This window comes from Pseudomonas sp. GB2N2 (assembly GCF_054897705.1).
Map to the genome: position 1 here is coordinate 4,603,105 of NZ_CM142701.1, position 17,973 is coordinate 4,621,077.

A 17,973-nucleotide genomic window follows, 5' to 3' on the forward strand; every position below is an offset into this window, starting at 1 on the left:
CCCTTTTTTTCGCCCGGTTTTCCTGCGGACACATGTGGCGGGTTAAAACGCCATCCGCCACTGCCCCATCAGGCCGTGGTTGCGGCTGTCACTGCCGATCTCGCTGGTGAGACCAACGCCTACGCTGTGGTGTATCGAGACGCCTAAATCCAGGCCGGCATCCACCAGCAGGCTGTTGCGATCCAGTTCTACACCGTACACCGTGTAGTCGCGGCCGCCAGTGACCAAACGCTGGCTGGTTTTGGTAAACACGTCACCGTACGTGTGTTTCCAGCCCGCGCTGAATCGAGGCATGAGTCGCATGCCATTACTCAGGGTATCGACCTTCGCCATACGCAGTCCCAGCGTGCTGTTCATGTTGGTTTTCGCCTGCTCATTGACCTTGAGCGACGCCGCCCCACCTTTTTCGGTGTAGGCATCGCGCTGATAGCGTTGAATGCCAAGGCTGGCAAACGGCTCGATGCTGATGTTGGCGCTCCCCAGGTTGTAGCCGATTTCACCAAAGGCTTGCTGAGTGCTGGCGTCATAGCGACCTTCCGGACGATCGCGGAACCCGGTGAAAGCTACCTGGCGTGCGGTATGGCCGTTATGGTTGCTGTAAGTTGCGCCGAGTCGAAGCGCTATCGGGCCACTTTGACGCAGCGCGTAGGCGCCCAGGTGCCAGCTGTCGAGACCACCGTCGAGTTCGCGACTGTCCAGCCCAGTGCGGGATTTGCCGCCCATGACGCCCAGGCGCCACTCCTCGTCGATACTCCAATCCGCGCCAATCAACAGGCCTTTGGTTGAGTGTTGCAAAGGCTCGACGTCGCGATCCAGTTTGCCTCCGTGGCCAAGTGCTTGTACCCAGATTCTGCCGTTGTCTTTGTTGCCGGCCGCCAGACGTGGCGCGTTGCGCAGAGGGTTGGAACCGTGGGCGCTGTCCAGTTGGCGCATGGCCGAGAGCAGGCTGCCAGTGACCGGGTCGACGCTGCTCAACGTCGCTTTGGCGAGGTTGGCGTTGCTGGAACCGGCCAGTTGTTCGAGGGCCATTGAGGCGGTTGCCTTGTTAGAGGCGAGCAGGGCGGTGACGGCCACGTTGGTGGTGGTGGCGGTTTTTTGAACCGTGGCAGCCGGGCTTGCGGTCGTGGTTGGTTGTGCTGCCGGTGCGGCTACGCCAGCGGTGGCGGGTGGCGCAGTGGGTGCGGGCATCGCAGCCGTTGTAACAGGCGGTATTTGAACAGGGGGAAGTATCTCCGGCTCTGTGATGCTTTTGCCAAATTCCGCCGCGTTCCCGGAAGTGGCGAGGTTCTCGACGGGAACGTCATTACGCGCGTAGATCAGGTCCACGCTCTCATTGTTGTATTGCGCAGTGGCGTCCATGAAGGCCAGATCGTGAAGAATCTTGCTGAATTCGCCCTCGATTTTTTTTGCTTCAATGACGGTGTACCGGCTGGTCTGCGGGAACTCACCTGCCGCGACGATGTTCAGGGTCGCCTGGCCAAGGTTCGCAGAGCCATCGACGTTGATCGTCTCGCCACGGCCATCAGGGTTAACCTCGTAAGCCAGAACGGCAGTGCTGGAAAGGTGCATATCGCCCTTTACCGTTGGCGCCCCCGCCGATCGATTAACGACGAGCTGGCCGTGCACGTCCAGCGAACCGACCGTTCCCCGGCCGCTAAAAGTGCCCGTCTGATCCACGAAGACATGGCCGTCCATTGCGCCGCTGTTTATCAAACTACCTTGCGTGACCGCCCCGCCTTTGATGTGTCCATCGTTGATAAGCGTCGCACCGGAGCGCACCACCACACCGTCTTCAAAATCGCCTTCACCGGCGGCGGTCCAACGGCCCTTTTTAACCTCCAGCATGTGGAAATTACCGGTGTCTGCGAAAGAACCCACGCCAGCGCCGTTAAGTTGCAAGACGTTCGTGCCTGCGCCACCCGCCACCGTTTTTTTGGACAACCCTTTATTCACCACTGAAACCAGATCATCGCGCTCGTCCAGCGCCAAGGCGTTCCAGTCGCCTGCTTTATTGATGGAAGTTCGGTGGATGTCGTCGCGGCTGATGAATGCATCGAGTCGGGTGATGAGATCGGTTGGCGAAGCATCAGCAAGTGTTTCAGCCAGTGAGATCTCAGCGCAGCCTATGGCAAGCGCTATCGCCAAGGTGAGGTGTTTCAGTCGGTAGGTATGTTGAACGGGCATCGAGTTCGGCCTCTTTTGACAGGAGGCCAAACTCTAAAAGATGCTCGATTTTGCGGATGTCAGCCGGGTTCGACGCGCTGCGTGGTAACGGTCGAATCGTTTTGCGGAAAAAACCCTGGCGGCAACATAGCGATGATTTCTGCCGATGCCTTAACGCGACTTCTGCCTACAACCCGTGCGCAAGCGAGCACTTTTCACACAATCAAAGCTCATTTGTCACTGCCCAATCAACCCAAAGTAGGTCAATGCCTGGATGCAATTTATTGCGGTCAGTGCAGATTAAAATCACTAAAAATGTAATTTAGTGCGTATTAGGCATAGGCGAAAATGGGGGTGGTGCGGATTCGCCGGGATATCAGCTGAACCGAAGGTTTTGACGCCCCCATCCTTCCCTACGCCCGACTCACATACGCTTTCCCATAATGGCGCTCCATCCGCGCCTGGATCAGCTCCAGACCGATCGACATCACCCAGTAAATCAGCGCTGCGGTCGTCAGCATTTCGATGTAGCGATAGCTCGAACGGCCATACGATTGTGCGAGAAACATCACTTCCCATACGCCCATCACCGAGATCAGGGACGAGTCCTTGAGCATCGAGATGAATTGGTTGGTGGTGGGCGGGATGATGGTGCGCATGGCTTGGGGCAGGGTGACGCGCCAGAAGATCACGGTGTCGCGCATGCCCAGCGCCAGGGATGCTTCGCGTTGGCCGTGGGGAACGCCGAGGATGCCGGCGCGGAAAATTTCGCTGAGGTACGCACCGTAGTTCAGCGACAGGGCAATGATGCCGGCGGCGACAGCGCCGGGGACGATGCCCAGTTGCGGCAGGCCGAGGTAGATCAGCAGGATCTGGATCAACAACGGTGTGCCGCGAAAAAATGAGGCGTAGAAACTGGCAATACCGAAGGCCACGGCGCTCTTCGACAGCCGCGCAATGGCGGTGATGAAACCCAGCAGTGACGAGGCGACGATCGAGCACAGGCACAAAAACAGCGTGAGTGCCGCGCCTTGCAGGAAGCCGTTAGGCGCCAGGTGCAGGCCGACGAGGTTGGGCAGTTTGTCGAGGATGATCGAGAACTTCAGGTCGAAGCTCAGGAAGAAACTGGCGAACAAAACCAGCATCGCCGCCCAGGTCAGGTATAGCCGCGTGCGGAAACCGAAGATCCGTTGCAGCCGGGACTCAGCCACCGGTTGCGGCGGCTGGGGAGACTGGGGAAAGGAAGTCATTTGCTGATGTCGGCGCCAATCCATTTTTGTGAAAGCTTGCTCAGAGTGCCGTCGTGTTTCAGCTGAGCGAATACGTCACGTACTTTGGCGTCCCACTGTGCATCGCCTTTTTCGATGGCGACCGAATTCGGCTCCGAGTACAGCGGTTCTCCGGCGAGCTTGAAGCGTTTGTCTTCGGTGAGTCGCGGTTGCGCGGTCACCAGGTTGGTGAGAACGGCATCCAGTCGAACGCCCGCGCCCAGTCCCAAGTCCTGGAACGCGACGTTGTCGGTGTCATACGGCGCGATCTGCACGTCTTCAAACGGATACTGCAATTGCGTGTCTTCGGCACCTTCGATCACCAAGTTTTTGTTGAGGTAGCTTTCGTAACTGGAGGCACTGGTGAGGCCGACTTTCTTGCCGCTCAGGTCTTTGGCGTTGTGGATGCTGTTGTCCTTGGCGTTGACCACGATCACCGCTGGCGAGGCGTAGTACTCGACCGGAAAATCGAAGACTTCAGCGCGGGCCTTGCTCGGGGTCATGGAGCAGATGCAGATGTCGTAGCGCCCGCTCCAGCGGCCGGCGGCAATCACGTCCCAGGACGGTGTTTCGAGGCGCAGCTTGACCCCGAGTTTGTCCGCCACGGCTTTGGCCACATCCACATCAAAACCATCGAGCTGGTTCTTGTCGTTGAGGAACGAGAAGGGTGGATAGCTTTCCATCAGCACGCCCACCAGTTCTTTTTTCTGCTCGATGCGGTCCAGCGTGGCACCCGCAAAGGCGTGGGTGGAGGCGCCCAGAATCGTCAGGCCCAAGGCCAATAGCGGTTGAAATTTCACAGATGGATTCCTGATAAAGGGGTTGTGATTAGCCGAATGGAGTGTATTAAATAGTTATAAGAACGGCTCTGATAGTGAGTTATTTTCATAAGCATATGAGTGAAAAGCATATGAGCGAAGAAAGCACAGTGATTCTGGATGGCGGCATGGGCCGCGAATTGCAGCGCCGCGGTGCGCCGTTCAGGCAACCCGAGTGGTCTGCGCTGGCGTTGAGCGAAGCGCCGCAGGATGTGGAAGCGGTGCACGCGGCTTACATCGAAAGCGGCGCGAACGTGATCACCAGCAACAGTTACGCGGTGGTGCCGTTTCACATTGGCGAGGCGCGTTTTGCCGCCGAAGGTCAGGCCCTCGCAGGGCTGGCCGGTGAACTGGCGCGGCGTGCGGTGGAGGCGTCGGGGAAATCGGTACGCGTGGCCGGTTCACTGCCGCCGTTGTTCGGGTCGTATCGTCCGGATCTGTTCGACGCGGCGCGTGCGCCGGAACTGTTGGCGGCGCTGGTAAACGGCCTGGCTCCGCACGTCGACCTCTGGCTGGCGGAAACCCAGAGTTCGACCGTTGAAGCGCGAGCCATTCACGCCGGTCTCCCGAAGGACGGCAAGCCGTTCTGGCTGTCGTTTACGCTGAAGGATGAAGACACGGACGAAGTGCCGCGCCTGAGATCCGGCGAACCGGTGGCCGACGCCGCGGCAGTCGCTGCCGAACTGGGCGTCGAGACGTTGCTGTTCAACTGCAGCCAGCCTGAAGTGATCGGTGCCGCGATTGATGCGGCGCGGGATACCTTTGAGCGTTTGGGCGTGAACATCCACATTGGCGCCTATGCCAATGCGTTTCCGCCACAACCGAAAGAGGCGACGGCCAATGACGGTCTGTGCCCGCTGCGCGAAGATCTTGACCCACCGGGTTATCTGCAGTGGGCGGCTGATTGGCGCAAGCGTGGCGCCAGCCATTTGGGTGGCTGCTGCGGGATCGGGCCGGAGCACATTGCGGTGCTGGCCCAGAAATTGGCGTGAAACCTATCGCTGGCAAGCCAGCTCCCCCAGGTTTTGAGTCGATCACGAGAGTGTGATTTACCACAATACCCTGTGGGAGCTGGCTTGCCAGCGATGGCGTCCGGTCAGTCGCCGCTGATTTACCCGCGGCACTCAGCCAGGGTTTTCACCTGCCCCGACTCCGTCTGATTCGCATCACTCAGCCACCGCTCAAAACCCGCGCCAACCGCTGGCCATTCCGAATCCAGAATCGAGTACCACGCCGTATCCCGGTTCTGCCCCTTCACCACCATGTGCTGACGGAACACGCCTTCAAAACTGAACCCCAAGCGCTCCGCTGCGTACTTGGAGCGCGCGTTGCCGTTGTTGCATTTCCATTCCAGGCGACGATAGCCCAGCGCAAACGATTCCTTGGCCAGCAGATAAACGGCTTCAGTACTTTTTGGCGAGCGCTGCATCGGCGCGCCGAATGTTACGTGGCCGATCTCGATACGGCCCTGTGCCGGAACGATCGACATCAAGCTGAGAATTCCCTGTACGTCGCCGCTCGCTCGGTCGATCACGCTGAAGAAATACGGGTCGCCGGTGGCCGCGTGATTGTCCAGCCAATCGTTGAACGCGCTGCGCTCCGGGAAGGGACCGTAAGGCAGATAGTCCCAGAGTTTCGGGTCTGCGCCGGGACCTTGCAGGGCGTTGAACAAGCCGTCGCCATGGCGCGCCGGGTCGAGTTTTTCCAGGCGGATGAAACGCCCTTCGAGGGTTTGAACCGTGGGTGGCGGAGCACCTTTCCAGTTTGCGAGTGAAGTCGTCATGTCGTTCTCCTTGAACCTTAGATAGCTTTGCGAAACTGGATGTAACCAGGGCGTTCGGCGATGCGCTCGTAGAGCTGGATCGCGGTGGCGTTGGTTTCGTGAGTGAGCCAGTGGACCTTGTTGCAACCGTCAGCCTTGGCCGTGGCGTAGACGAACTCGATCAGTTTGCGGCCGACGCCGGTGCCCCGGGTCTCGGGCACCACCAGCAGATCTTGCAAGTAGCAGGAATTTTCGATGGCCCAGTTCGAGCGATGGTAGATGAAATGCACCATGCCCACGGCTTTGCCATCGGCCCAGGCCAGCGCGGCGTGGGTGGGTTCGTTTGCGTCGAGCATGCGCTGCCAGCTGCTGTCAGTGACAGCCTCGGGCAATTCGGTTTTGTAAAAGCGCAGGTAGGCCTGCCACAACGGCAACCATGCGGCGTGATCGTCGGCGGTGACCTGACGGATTTCAATCTGACTCATCTTCGTTCCTTAACGCATCAGGTGGGCGAGGGCCTGGTCTTGCGCATCGAGGCTGGCGGCAAGCCCCGCGCGCACTCCGGCGATGTCTGCAGTGCTGCGGTTCTGACTGAGCTTGCGTTTACCTTCCAGACGCTGGATCGGCAATGCAAACCCGACGATAGCCTTGAGCATGCCGTCGATGTAATCCGCCGGCGCGTCGGCGACCTTCCACGGTTGTGCGCGGTCGGCTTCATGGCGATCGGTCAATGCGCTGACCAGGTTGAGCAGGCGCTCGGCATCGGTGAACACTTCAGCGGCGCCATAAGCGTGCACCGCGATGTAATTCCAGGTCGGCACCACTTTGCCGTGCTCGGTTTTGCTCGGATAAAACCCGGGGCTGACGTAAGCATCGGCACCGGCAAAGATCACCAGCGCTTCAGCGCCGTTCTGCAATTCTTGCCACTGCGGATTGGCCCGGGCGAAGTGCCCGTAGAGCGTGCCGTTCGGTCCCTGGTCAGGGTCGAGCAACAGCGGCAAATGACTGGCTTGCAGGCCTTGTTCGCCGTGAGTGATCACCATGGCGAGGCGTGTGTCGAGTATCTGCCGCTGCAGTGCGTGCAAATCGGTAATGGCAAAGCCGCTGGGGTTGTACATGGAAATATTCCTTGGCGAATGCCTCCATCCTAGGCAGGCTATTGGTCTGTTGTAAGAGCCATTAACGACCAATTTCATAGGTCCATTGTCATGAGCGAAGCGCCGCTTTCCCTCTCGTTCAATCCCGCCGGCATCGAACTCGATCGCCGCCAGGGCCTGAGTCGTCAGCTCTATCAAGCGTTGAGGTTGCGGGTGCTGGATGGACGACTGGCGAGTGGCACGCGCTTGCCAGCCAGCCGCGATCTGGCCGCCGCACTGGCGATTTCCCGCAACAGCGTGGTGCGCGCCTACGATCAGCTGTACGCCGAAGGGTTTATCGAAGGGCGGGTTGGCGACGGGACCTATGTCGCGCAATTGCCGCAAAGCAGGGTTGCGGCGAAAAAACTATCCACAAATGTATCCACAGGGTTGTCAACAAGGTTACCCACAGACTTATCCACAAATTGGCTGGATTTGCCTGTGGTTTCATCCAGTAAAGTTATCCACAGCGGCGCCTTGGGGCGCGTTGAAAAGAACCATTTGGCCCTGCCGCCGAGTGGCCCGCCGCGTGCATTTCGGGTTGGCATTCCAGCCTTCGATCTGTTTCCTTTCGAGGTTTGGGCCAAGCTGAATGCGGCTTTCTGGCGCAAGCCGGATCTGCAGCAGTTGTGCTACGGCGATCCGGCGGGCGATGCGCGGCTGCGCGGGCTGATCGCCGCTTATTTGCGCAGCTCGCGAGGCATGCAGTGCACCGCTGAACAAATAGTGATCACCAGTGGCGCACAGCAGGGGATTAGCCTTTGTGCACAGCTGTTGGTGGAGCCGGGCGACGGGGTGGCCATCGAGAATCCGGGGTATCGGGCCGCCGGTCATGCGTTCGCCGTGGCAGGCGCCCGACTGCATGGGGTGACGGTGGACAGTGAGGGCATCGACTGTGGCGAATTGGCCGGGCTTGGGGATTGTCGTCTGGCCTACGTCACGCCGTCGCATCAGTACCCGACCGGAGTGGTGATGAGCCTGGCCCGACGCCTTGAATTACTCGCGTGGGCCGAGCGCACCGAAGGCTGGATCGTCGAGGACGACTACGATGGCGAGTACCGCTACAGCGGCGCACCGTTGGCACCCTTGGCGGCGCTCGACCGGCAGGGGCGGGTTTTGTACGTCGGGACCTTTGGCAAAGTGGCGTTTCCGGCGCTGCGTCTAGGCTATCTGGTGTTGCCACCAGCGCTGGTGCAGGCTTTCTCGCAACGTCGGGCGGTGGACGTTCGACATTCGGAAGTCAGCACGCAAGCGGTGATGGCCGAGTTCATGGCGGCGGGGCATTTCCAGCGGCACATTCGTCGAATGCGCCGGGCCGCGTTAAGCCGGCGCAATTGTTTGCTGAACGGTTGGCCGGCCAGCGTCGCGGGTGTGGGCGAGTTGCCTGCGGTCTCTGCCGGGCTGCACCTGACGGTGTCCGTGGACGGCGTTTCACGAGAACAGCAGTTGATCGAGCAAGCAGAAAGTGTCGGCGTGGAAATCAATGGCTTGAGTAACTACTGGTTACCGGACTCCCACACGCCGATTGACCAGCGCGCCGGTCTGGTGATGGGGTTTGCCGCGGTGCCGGAGCCGGCGATCGAATGGGCTCTGGCACGCTTGCGGCAAGTGTGGAGGGTTTGAACGCTTCGCTGGACTAGGAGAAAAACACGCTGGTGGCCAGGGTTCGACTGATCTCGCTGCGGTATATCGCAATGAGTTCCTGGTTGCTGTTACCGCGCACATCGAAGCCCCCTCCCAATAACCGTTGCGCCGGAGTTTTCAAATGTGCCGCAGTGAATGATCCAGCGGCGGCGGAGGCATCGGCGTAGTGAAAGTGGGCATACCACAGCACCTTGCGGGTTTTGTTGTCGAGCACCTCGTATTCATCCAGATAATCCTTGCGTGGCCCTTTCAGCCGGCGTCGCGCAGCTTTCTTCGAGATCTCGACCTCTTTTTTGCCCTTGAGCCATTCGATACGGGCCGCCGTCGGAGGCTGCTGCTTGATCATCTGCACGCGAGTGCTGAGGCCTTTTTCGTAGAGTGCGGTTGCGGCGGTGTCGAGACGCTTGCTCACGCTGCCCGCGGACGTCGCCGGATCATTGATGAGATTAAGCGCGGTCAATGCGGAATCAATCGCTTCCCCAGCCTCGCGCAAACGTACGCCATGCAGGCGGTACATATCCTCCATCTCTACCGGAATGCGTTGTGCACCGCTGGCGTGGGCGTCAATGCGTCGATGGAACGCTGGCAGTTCATCCAGCAACGCCTGTCCAGAGCCAACGCTTTTGGCCAGGTCAGATTTGACTTTGAGCGCCGGCGCTTTAGCCGTGACCCTCACCACCCATACCCCTGGGGTTTTTTCGTGAAACGTGGTGATCTTTCCGGTGAGCGGCTCCTTCACATCGACCAGACCCTCTGTGTCTTTTCGCGGTTCGCCGATCAGCGTGCCTTTGTACCGGGTCTTGATGATCTTTTTGGTTGGCGCCTGTGGCCTGGACGGGCCGGCTACCGGTTCAACCAATCGCTGCTCGCGCAGCAGATTCGCCAGTTGGTCCATCGTGGCGTTGTTGAACCCGGCGATGCGAACGCGCACCTGATTCAGGCGGTCGTTCACCATCTGCGCCGGGAACTCGTCGACGATGTCGAGAAAGCGCTGGTCGATCACCGCAAATTGCTCCGCCAGACTACTCAGCGTCTCGATGCGTTCGCCGAGAATCAGCAGGCTGTCATCATCGCTCAGCTCCAGGAAACTCTGAACATTCAAAGCCGCATCATTGATCAGGTTTTCCAGGGCCATCCCTGCTTCCGGCGTTGCTCGCGGTTCGGTTCTGAGGCACAACTCCCGCCCCAGACTGACTTGCAGAAGCTTGAGGTCATTAAGCGAGTAACGCGGAAGTTTTTTCCGGTAGTAAAGGCTCACCTCGACAGCCTCTTTACCCAAGAGACTCAGTGCTGCGAAGAGTGAATGAGCGGTTTCGATCTTGTCGATCATTCCCTGCGTCAAGTCAGTCATCTTTTCGAAGGGCGCGACGCGCTCTGCCGATGGCAACGGGATTTCTTCGTCGACCAAGGCCAGCGTTGTCGACAGGCTACCGCGAAACTCCTCAGAGACCCCTCCAAGCCAAGACTGCGTCAGGAACAGCTGCAGGGATAAGCGATCGATCATTGCCGTGCGGTAGTTCGGAATGGGCTCCAGCCTGTTCAGTGCCTTGAGTTCCTGAATGTGCTCTTCATATTCCCTGAACTGTGCGTCCATCTTGTCCAGGAACGTTTTACGCGCGCTGGCGGCGGCGTCTGGAAGTGCATCGAGCATGAGCTTTCGGACCTCCGCCCGCTCCTTTTGCATGGTGTCCTGCCTGTTGTCGAACGCCGTGAGCACGGTTCTTTTGTCATTCAGGTTCGCCCGGTTTGCCTGTTGCATTTTCTTGCGTCGACTGCCCAGTCCACCCCCGCGTAAACGTAATCGAAGATCAACGACCCACTGGCCGCTCGCGGTACGGGTCAGCAACGGCCCGATGCGTGCAGGCTGTTGACGTGAATCGATGATTTGTACCTGCTCGCTGTCGTTGATCTGCACCTCGAACCAGCGCTCACCCACCTGCGCGTACCACTTGTGGTCATGAGCCTGGAGGTGCTGATGGTCACCGGTTTGCACCGGCTCGCCCAGTTCGTCAGGTTGGGGGATTTTCAGGTCATCCAGTAGCGCCGCCATCCCCGGACGTGATCGATTCCACGCGCCGATCGCATTGAGTGAAGTTTCATGGGTCGGTTCGACGCTGGTGATGTCCGGCAAACGTACCGTTTTGATGTTCTCGGGAACGGGCTTTTCAGGCGTAACAGTCTTTTCAACCAGCTCGACCGATGGGCGCGCTGAGCGTGTGCGGGTGGCCGCACGATGGGCGAGCACCATGCCCAATGCCATCAGGATATCGCTCAGCGCTGTCCAGTCGACCATGGCTTCTTGCTCATTTCCTGCGTCACTGATGCCCTGCAAATCGTCCATCATTTGCCAGATCCATGCGGCAGCGCCGACAGTGCGCCCCAGGAACGGCAGAGCCGCGTTGAACATCAACCATCCGCCCTGCTTGAGCGTCGACCAGCGCGCTTCAACGTTTGAAACCGACTGGCGGTCAGCCTGGGCGATCATGGCTTGAACGGTGGCGGTGAACAGCGTGTCCAGTAGATCCTTTTCGATAGCGCTTGCAGACAGTGAGACGGGGCCGCGCATGTCGAGCGCGATGGTGGGGTCAACCAGCAACTGCGGCACTGTCCAGATTGACGGCAGTTTTGCCGGAAATACGTATTGGCTGTAGTTGAAGCGCGCTTTGTCCGGGAGCCAGGCGAGCACCGATTCCCGCAGTGATCTGGAGTGGGTGATCGCATACAGCAAATTGCTCTCTGACGGGTATTGCAGCAGCGGCGGGTTGAGCAGGGGGCGATAGAGCACGCAGGGGCCCTTGTCCGCTTGGCGCGGGCCGATGATGAACATATTGGCGACCTTGTCAGGCGTGGTGTCCGCGCGGTGCGGGGGGATGAACGCCAGCGGCCGAATCACGATTTCCTGCCCATCCACCTGCCGATCCGTGGCGCTTGCGCCGAACGCGGCGACCACGTAGCGATACCCTTGCTCATCGAACCCCGCCTTGCCGCGAATCTTGTGCTGCAAGGCCAGCAACGTCAGCTCCGCCGGTAACTGCACGGTGTACAACCGCTTGAGTTCACGCGCCTGGGACAGATTATCGAGCAGCCGGTTTTGGAGCATGGCGGGATAGGTCGCCCCAATGTCGACCGCTGTCACCAGTTTTTTCAGGTAGTCGGCGGTCATCCAGCTCGGCACCGGGATTCCGTCCGTGGTGTTGACGGTGGTGCTGCCCCAAGGTAATCCGGCGAGATTCTGCAGCGCCAGTTCAGTGAGCGATAACGTCAGGGTGTCGGTTTGGCCCGGTAAAACGAACGTGCCCCAGACCACCAGGCTGGTGATGTTGATCTCGATGTTGTCGAGCTTCAGGGTGCTCGACTGCGGATGGTCCTTGAGCATCTGCATGCCCAGCGCTTCCAGCGTGAATGCATGGATGTCGGTAATTTCGCCCTGAAAGGTTTTGCCGTCGTTGCGGTGCTGCACGACCGTCAGGTCCATCAGGTGCCGACTGTAATTCGACTGGTCCGTGGCTGACGCAGTGTCCAGCCACGGCGGCAGCAAGGGTTGCAGTCCATCAAAATGGGGTTTGAGCCGTGCGGGAGGTTCATTGCTTTGACCGGCCGTGCCGAGGTGAGGGTAGAGGTCGGCTTTGCTCGAATCCTGGAAAAAATTGATCGCGCCGATGGCATCCGCTTCCAGGGCGATCAGGGTGCAGGCCTGGGTGTCGAAGAAATTTCCTTCGGGCTCGAACAGTCGCCAGTTCAGGCTGCTGCCGGTGGCGCTGGTCAAATGCGACTGCTCCAAGGCCTGGCCCAATGCATCGAACGAATCGAAGTGCAGGAATCCTCGGGTGACCGAGTGCGTCAGTATCAGCGTGCGGTCGCCGAGGGAGCCGACCAGCACGGCGGTGTCGAGCACATCAAGGTGTGTGCGGACGGCCCCGTTTTGCTGATCGATGTCGATGAGGCAGGCGCGGGTTTTGTACGTGTCCGTGAGTTGGCGCTGTTGCTTGTCGGGCAGGGTGTAGACGGCCTTGGCCATTGCCTGCTGATCGGCGTCCCAGCCAAGGGACTTGTCGACATTCCACAGGTTGCGCAATGAGTCCGACAGTTGATACCAGCGCGGTTCGCCGGGGCGGGTGGGCTCGCTCCAGTAATCGAGCTGCTGTTCCTGATAGGCCACGAACAGCAGCGGCGCGAGTTCGTTGATCAGCAGTCCTATGGCCTCGATTTTCACCGGCAGCTTGGTCGCCCGCTCGAGCGTCGGTTGCAAGGTCAGGAAGTGTTCGCCGTCGATCAAGGTCACGGTAGTGCCGGACAGTCCGAGGCGTACCAGGATGTCAGTGAGAGATTCGACCTGATAGGGACCGGGGAAGACGTCATCACCTTCGATCACCCAATTGGGCGTCACGACCATGGCCAGTTGCGGGTCGATCTCCAGTTCCGGATACAGTTTTTTCAGCGCCGGGCTGAGTGCTTTCGAGGCGACCTCTGTGAGCGAGGGGCCGGTCACCAGTTGAGTCAGCACATCGACAGTGCTGGGAGTGGAGCTTTCGTACATCAGCGAATTCCTTGTCTAACCGTTGGGCGCTCGGGTGTGCGTCGGGTAGAGGCAAGGTAGCGGGCTGGTGAGGGTGATCGGTGGTACATAAATATCGCGGGCAAAAAAAACCCGGGACTGAGTTAACGCCTAACTGTAGGAGCGAGCTTGCTCGCTCCTACAGGGTCGGCGGTTGCATCACGTTCCGGACTTGATCTTGGTCCAGGCGCGCGTTCGCGCACGTTCGGCATCGCGCGGCAACGGTTGCAGGGTGTAGAGCGTGCCCATCGCCGCTTCCGTCGGGTACAGGTTCGGGTTGTTGCGGATCGCCGGGTCGACCAGTTCTGTTGCGTCCTTGTTCGGGTTCGGATAGCCGACGAAGTCACTGACCGGCGCAATCACCTGCGGTTGCAGCAAATAATTGATGAAGGTGTAGGCGTCTTCGGTGTTCTTCGCGCCCTTCGGAATGGCGAGCATGTCGAACCAGATCGGCGCGCCTTCTTTCGGCAGGCGCATGTCGACGATCACCCCGTTCTTCGCTTCCTTGGCGCGGTTGGCGGCCTGGGAGAAGCTGCCGGAGTAACCGACCGCGACGCAGATGTCGCCGTTGGCGATATCGGCCATGTACTTGGAGGAATGGAAGTAGGTGATGTACGGCCGGATCTTCATCAGCAGTGCTTCAGCCTTCGCGTAATCCGCCGGCTTCTTGCTGTTGGGGTCCAGGCCGAGGTGTTGCAGGGCGAGCGGCAGGATCTCCGACGGCGAATCGAGCAGGGCGACGCCGCACTGCTTGAGTTTGCTGATGTTCTCTTCCTTGAAAATCAGGTCCCAACTGTCTACCGGCGCATTGGCGCCCAGCGCGGCCTTGACCTTGTCCGGGTTGAAGCCGACCAGGATGGTGCCGTACATGTACGGCACGGCGAACTTGTTGCCTGGGTCGTTGGCCTCGATCAGCTTCATCAGCTTGGGATCAAGGTGGTTCCAGTTCGGCAACTTGCTGCGATCCAGCGGCTGGAACACGCCGGCTTCGATCTGCTTGGCGAGGAACACGTTGGACGGCACCACCACGTCGTAGCCGGAGTTGCCGGTGAGCAACTTGGCTTCGAGGGCTTCGTTGGTGTCGAAAATGTCGTAGACCAGTTTGGTCTGGGTGTTCTGCGCCTTGAAATCTTCCAGCGCCTTGGGGGTGATGTAGTCGAACCAATTGTAGACGCGCAACGTTCGCTCTTCAGCGTGCGCCGCGCCGCTGAGCACGGCTGCGCCCAGGGCCGGAACGATAAAACGCTTGAGTCTGTTCATTCTTGTTATTTCCCTTGAGCGCTTTCAAAACCTTCAAGAACGTTCACGGCGTTGATGCCGATTTCTTCGACCGCGTAACCGCCTTCCATGACGAACAGCGTCGGCACGCCGAGCCTGGCAATGCGTTCGCCCATCGCCAGGTAATCCGGGCTGTCGAGCTTGAACTGGGAGATCGGATCGTCCTTGAACGTGTCGACGCCCAGGGACACGACGACGGTGTCGGCGCCGTAGTGTTCGATCTCTTTGCAGGCGTGTTCCAGCGCTGCGCTCCACGCTTCCCAACCGCTGCCGGCCGGCAAAGGGTAGTTGAAGTTGAAGCCTTCGCCCGCACCGTCGCCCAGTTCGTCGTCATAACCGAGGAAGAACGGGAATTCGGCTTCCGGATGGCCGTGGATCGAGGTGAAGAGCACGTCGCTGCGCTCGTAGAAAATCGATTGCGTGCCGTTACCGTGGTGGTAATCGACGTCGAGGATCGCGACCTTTTTGTGGCCCTGATCGAGGAAGGCTTGAGCGGCGATGGCGGCATTGTTGAGGTAGCAATAACCGCCCATCAAATCGCTGGCGGCGTGGTGTCCCGGCGGACGGCACAAGGCAAAGGCACTGCGCGCGCCGCGCTGGATTTCTGCCTGTGCAGTCAGCGCCACTTGCGCTGCGCTGTAGGCGGCTTGCCAGGTGCCGGCGGTGATCGGGGCGCCGCCGTCGAAGCTGTAATAACCCAGTTCGCCGTGCAGGCTGGTGGGCTTGATCCGGCGCAAAGTGCGGGCCGGCCAGGTGTAGGGCAGCAAGTCGCCGTCGGTGTTGAATTCGGTCCAGCGCGCCCAGGCGCCTTTGAAGAAATCGAGGTAGTCGCGGCTGTGGACGCGCGCGATCGGGTCGAGGCCGAAATCCTTCGGCGCTTCTACCGGGCCGAGGTTCTGGTGTTGCACCCGTGCCAGGACGTGGTCGGCGCGCGAGGGCATTTCGAAGCAGGGCTTGAGTTGCCCGTCTATCAATTCGCAACGGCCGTGGTGCAGGTGGTGATCGTCCGAGTAGATCGTCAGCATTTCTTGTTCTCCGCAGGCGGGTTCGGTTAAACACAGTCTTGCGGCGAAGGTGGTTTTGGAGAACGGCAGGAAAGGCCAAAAGGGGATTCATGTGGCCAAAAAATTTGACCGAATTTCGCCCCTTTTTGACGCGACGGTGCCCCGGGTCGGGGCGATGGTTCATGGGCGAAACTGGCTGGGCGCTACACCACTCCAGCGGACGAACGCATGGCGGAAACTCGCGGTCTCACTGAAACCCAGCACCTCTGCGATCCGATAGATCGGCATCTGGTCTTCACACAGCATCAGCTTGGCTTGTTCGAAACGCAGCTCATCCAGCAATTCCTGATAACTGCATCCCAGGTCCTTCAGGTGTCGGCGCAGGGTCCGCGCGGAACAGTTCATCTGCTCGGCCAACCCTTCAAGACCCGGCGCCGCATTGAGTTGAGCGCTGAGCAACTGGCGAATTCGCCCCAGCCACGCCTGGCGCCCGGTGAACTCGAGGTTCTGCTTGCGGCAACGTTCAGTCATGGCCTGATGGGTGATGACGTCGGCCAGCGGTAGAGGCTGGTCGAGCCAGCGCCGTTCGAAGGCAAAGGCGTTGTCCCGCGCCCCGAAGTGCAGCGGGCAGTTGAAGTGTTCGGCGTAGGTGGCTTGATAGTCCGGTGCTGCGTGCTCGAACCGCGCGGCGATCAGCGGCAGCGAGTGACCGAACAAGTCGTCGCAAATGACTTTCAACGAGACCAGACAAAACTCGGCATTGAACACCGCCATCCCCGGGCTTTCCCGGTAATCGGCCGCCACGAACCAGACGCGCTCGCCGTCATCTTCCAGGCTCAGCTCAAAAAGTGTTCCCAACAGCGCCGGATAGCGCATCGCCAAACGCAAAGCGTCACCTAAGGTGGCACTGGTGAGCAGTGCATAACCGAGCATTCCGTAGCAGGAAACGTGCATGCGCCGACCCAGCTCCAGGCCGATGTCACGCTTGAGCGCGACCGCGTTGGCGCAGACTTGCATCTCCTGGTTGGTGGTAATCCGCGTGTCCGCCCGGTTCAGGTCGGCGGCGCAGATGCCACTTCCGGCGAGCAACGCTTCGCTCGACAGGCCTTCGGCCTTAAAGGCATTGAGCACCAAAGAGACGGCATTGAGGGTGGTGAGGTGGGAGTGGAGCATGGGCGACTTCCAGCCTTATGGACAGCTGAAACGCAGCAAGTTACATGCCGGGCACTTGTAGCAGCCTGCTTGCTGGCGATGCAGGCAACTCGGTGCAACAGATCCACCGCGTCATCGTTCATCGCCAGCAAGCAGGCTCCTACAAAATCAGCTCAACTCGCCGCACAGGTCGAGCTCTATCAATCGCCGAACCTCGGCGTTTTCAAGCCCCGCACCCAGCAACCCGTGCAACTTGCCGAATGCCGCTTCACGGGTCATGCCGCCACCCGACAGCACACCCGCACCTCGCAACCGGCTACCGGCTTCGTAAACGTCCAGCTCGACGCCACCTTCATGGCACTGCGTCACCGCAACCACCACCACATCGTTGTCTCGAGCCCGGGAAAGCGCCGCGAGAAATTCCGGGTTGTCGCTCGGGCCGGTGCCGCTGCCGTAACACTCCAGCACCAAACCTTGAATGCCGCTATTCAGCACGCCATCCAGTTGCTCGGCACAGATGCCGGGAAACAGCGGCAGCACCGCGACTTTCGCCAGTTGCTTGCGTTGGTCGTAGTTCAGTTGCACTGGCAGTGAAGTCGCCTTCACGCCACCGCCCTGACGTTGCAGACGCTTGAACGGGTGGCGTCCAAAACTGCGCACTTTCGCGCACCGGGTCGGGTCGAGCAATTCGCCGTGGAAATACAGATGAACGCCGGGCGCCAAGCCTTGGCCCAGCGCAACCAGAGCGCCGCTGAGATTTTCCCAAGCATCGCTATCGGCCACGCCGGCCGGCAGCATCGAACCGGTGAACACCACGCGAGCATCGAGCCCGAGCAATTGAAAACTCATCGCCGCGGCGCTGTAGGCGAGGGTGTCGGTGCCGTGCAGGATCAGCACACTGTCGCAGCCCTGCCCATCCACCGCGTCGACCACCGCTTCGCGCAGTTGCTGCCAGTAGGCCGGGCTCATGTTGGCGCTGTCGATCAGTGGCGACATTTCGCGAAAGTGCCACTGCGGCACCACCAGGTCAGGCTGGCTGTTCAGGTAGTTGCGCATCCGCGCTTCGAAACCGGACGCCGGCGCCAGGCCGTTTGCGCTGGCCTGCATGCCGATCGTGCCACCGGTGTAAAGCACCATGACGTGCTGCGCGGCAGGGTAGGTCGAGGAATTCATGGGGTTCTCCGAGAACAATG

13 protein-coding genes are annotated in these 17,973 nt (G+C 59.9%); 2 read left to right on the top strand and 11 right to left on the bottom strand.

Going from position 1 to position 17,973, the window contains the following annotated elements:
* Positions 1-42 precede the first annotated feature (42 nt).
* The 3 genes from ACYZT4_RS21280 to ACYZT4_RS21290 all read right to left on the bottom strand — a co-directional run bounded on the left by ACYZT4_RS21280 (position 43) and on the right by ACYZT4_RS21290 (position 4,231).
* Positions 43-2,184, bottom strand: coding sequence for an autotransporter outer membrane beta-barrel domain-containing protein (locus tag ACYZT4_RS21280; RefSeq protein WP_461982829.1), 2,142 nt, complete (start codon positions 2,182-2,184; stop codon positions 43-45).
* Positions 2,185-2,576: 392 nt separating this feature from the next.
* A complete protein-coding gene (locus ACYZT4_RS21285; RefSeq protein WP_461982830.1) occupies positions 2,577-3,413 on the bottom strand; it encodes an amino acid ABC transporter permease in 837 nt (278 codons plus the stop codon).
* Entirely contained in the window at positions 3,410-4,231 is an 822-nt protein-coding gene (locus ACYZT4_RS21290; RefSeq protein ID WP_461982831.1) for an ABC transporter substrate-binding protein, read from the bottom strand. Before ACYZT4_RS21290 ends, ACYZT4_RS21285 begins: the two co-directional genes overlap by 4 nt.
* Positions 4,232-4,341: 110 nt before the next feature.
* Between ACYZT4_RS21290 and ACYZT4_RS21295 the strand changes: the two genes are divergently transcribed.
* Entirely contained in the window at positions 4,342-5,241 is a 900-nt protein-coding gene (locus ACYZT4_RS21295) for a homocysteine S-methyltransferase family protein (RefSeq protein ID WP_461982832.1), read from the top strand.
* A gap of 119 nt (positions 5,242-5,360) precedes the next feature.
* On the opposite strand, the gene ACYZT4_RS21300 is transcribed toward ACYZT4_RS21295, so the two are convergent.
* The 3 genes from ACYZT4_RS21300 to ACYZT4_RS21310 are packed head-to-tail and all read right to left on the bottom strand — an operon-like array spanning position 5,361 to position 7,129.
* Complete coding sequence (locus tag ACYZT4_RS21300) at positions 5,361-6,032, bottom strand: GNAT family N-acetyltransferase (protein ID WP_461982833.1); 672 nt, start codon at positions 6,030-6,032, stop codon at positions 5,361-5,363.
* A 17-nt stretch (positions 6,033-6,049) separates the two neighbouring features.
* Positions 6,050-6,496 (bottom strand): GNAT family N-acetyltransferase, encoded by a 447-nt coding sequence (locus ACYZT4_RS21305; protein WP_461982834.1) that lies wholly within the window; start codon positions 6,494-6,496, stop codon positions 6,050-6,052.
* A gap of 9 nt (positions 6,497-6,505) precedes the next feature.
* On the bottom strand, positions 6,506-7,129 hold the full coding sequence (locus ACYZT4_RS21310; RefSeq protein ID WP_461982835.1) for an FMN-binding negative transcriptional regulator: 624 nt from the start codon (positions 7,127-7,129) through the stop codon (positions 6,506-6,508).
* 90 nt (positions 7,130-7,219) lie between these two features.
* Here ACYZT4_RS21310 and pdxR point away from each other — a divergent pair, with 90 nt between their 5' ends.
* A complete protein-coding gene (pdxR, locus tag ACYZT4_RS21315; RefSeq protein ID WP_461982836.1) occupies positions 7,220-8,770 on the top strand; it encodes a MocR-like pyridoxine biosynthesis transcription factor PdxR in 1,551 nt (516 codons plus the stop codon).
* Positions 8,771-8,783: 13 nt separating this feature from the next.
* Here the strand turns inward: pdxR and ACYZT4_RS21320 are convergent, their stop codons facing one another.
* The 5 genes from ACYZT4_RS21320 to ACYZT4_RS21340 form a co-directional block, all read right to left on the bottom strand.
* Positions 8,784-13,328, bottom strand: a complete 4,545-nt coding sequence (locus ACYZT4_RS21320) for a dermonecrotic toxin domain-containing protein (protein WP_461982837.1) — start codon at positions 13,326-13,328, stop codon at positions 8,784-8,786.
* A gap of 177 nt (positions 13,329-13,505) precedes the next feature.
* Positions 13,506-14,606, bottom strand: coding sequence for a polyamine ABC transporter substrate-binding protein (locus ACYZT4_RS21325; protein ID WP_461982838.1), 1,101 nt, complete (start codon positions 14,604-14,606; stop codon positions 13,506-13,508).
* A gap of 5 nt (positions 14,607-14,611) precedes the next feature.
* Positions 14,612-15,649 (bottom strand): histone deacetylase family protein, encoded by a 1,038-nt coding sequence (locus ACYZT4_RS21330; protein WP_461982839.1) that lies wholly within the window; start codon positions 15,647-15,649, stop codon positions 14,612-14,614.
* 159 nt (positions 15,650-15,808) lie between these two features.
* The gene (locus ACYZT4_RS21335; RefSeq protein ID WP_461982840.1) at positions 15,809-16,801 is read right to left on the bottom strand and encodes an AraC family transcriptional regulator; all 993 of its coding nucleotides are present in this window, start codon (positions 16,799-16,801) and stop codon (positions 15,809-15,811) included.
* A gap of 147 nt (positions 16,802-16,948) precedes the next feature.
* Positions 16,949-17,953 (bottom strand): asparaginase, encoded by a 1,005-nt coding sequence (locus ACYZT4_RS21340; RefSeq protein WP_461982841.1) that lies wholly within the window; start codon positions 17,951-17,953, stop codon positions 16,949-16,951.
* Between the last annotated feature and the right edge of the window lie 20 nt (positions 17,954-17,973).

Coding starts and splice junctions, on each gene's coding strand:
- ACYZT4_RS21305 (WP_461982834.1), bottom strand. CDS start 6,496: ATGAGTCAGATTGAAATCCGTCAGGTCACCGCCGACGATCACGCCGCA.
- ACYZT4_RS21335 (WP_461982840.1), bottom strand. CDS start 16,801: ATGCTCCACTCCCACCTCACCACCCTCAATGCCGTCTCTTTGGTGCTC.
- ACYZT4_RS21300 (WP_461982833.1), bottom strand. CDS start 6,032: ATGACGACTTCACTCGCAAACTGGAAAGGTGCTCCGCCACCCACGGTT.
- ACYZT4_RS21285 (WP_461982830.1), bottom strand. CDS start 3,413: ATGACTTCCTTTCCCCAGTCTCCCCAGCCGCCGCAACCGGTGGCTGAG.
- ACYZT4_RS21340 (WP_461982841.1), bottom strand. CDS start 17,953: ATGAATTCCTCGACCTACCCTGCCGCGCAGCACGTCATGGTGCTTTAC.
- ACYZT4_RS21280 (WP_461982829.1), bottom strand. CDS start 2,184: ATGCCCGTTCAACATACCTACCGACTGAAACACCTCACCTTGGCGATA.
- ACYZT4_RS21310 (WP_461982835.1), bottom strand. CDS start 7,129: ATGTACAACCCCAGCGGCTTTGCCATTACCGATTTGCACGCACTGCAG.
- ACYZT4_RS21295 (WP_461982832.1), top strand. CDS start 4,342: ATGAGCGAAGAAAGCACAGTGATTCTGGATGGCGGCATGGGCCGCGAA.
- ACYZT4_RS21320 (WP_461982837.1), bottom strand. CDS start 13,328: ATGTACGAAAGCTCCACTCCCAGCACTGTCGATGTGCTGACTCAACTG.
- pdxR (WP_461982836.1), top strand. CDS start 7,220: ATGAGCGAAGCGCCGCTTTCCCTCTCGTTCAATCCCGCCGGCATCGAA.
- ACYZT4_RS21330 (WP_461982839.1), bottom strand. CDS start 15,649: ATGCTGACGATCTACTCGGACGATCACCACCTGCACCACGGCCGTTGC.
- ACYZT4_RS21325 (WP_461982838.1), bottom strand. CDS start 14,606: ATGAACAGACTCAAGCGTTTTATCGTTCCGGCCCTGGGCGCAGCCGTG.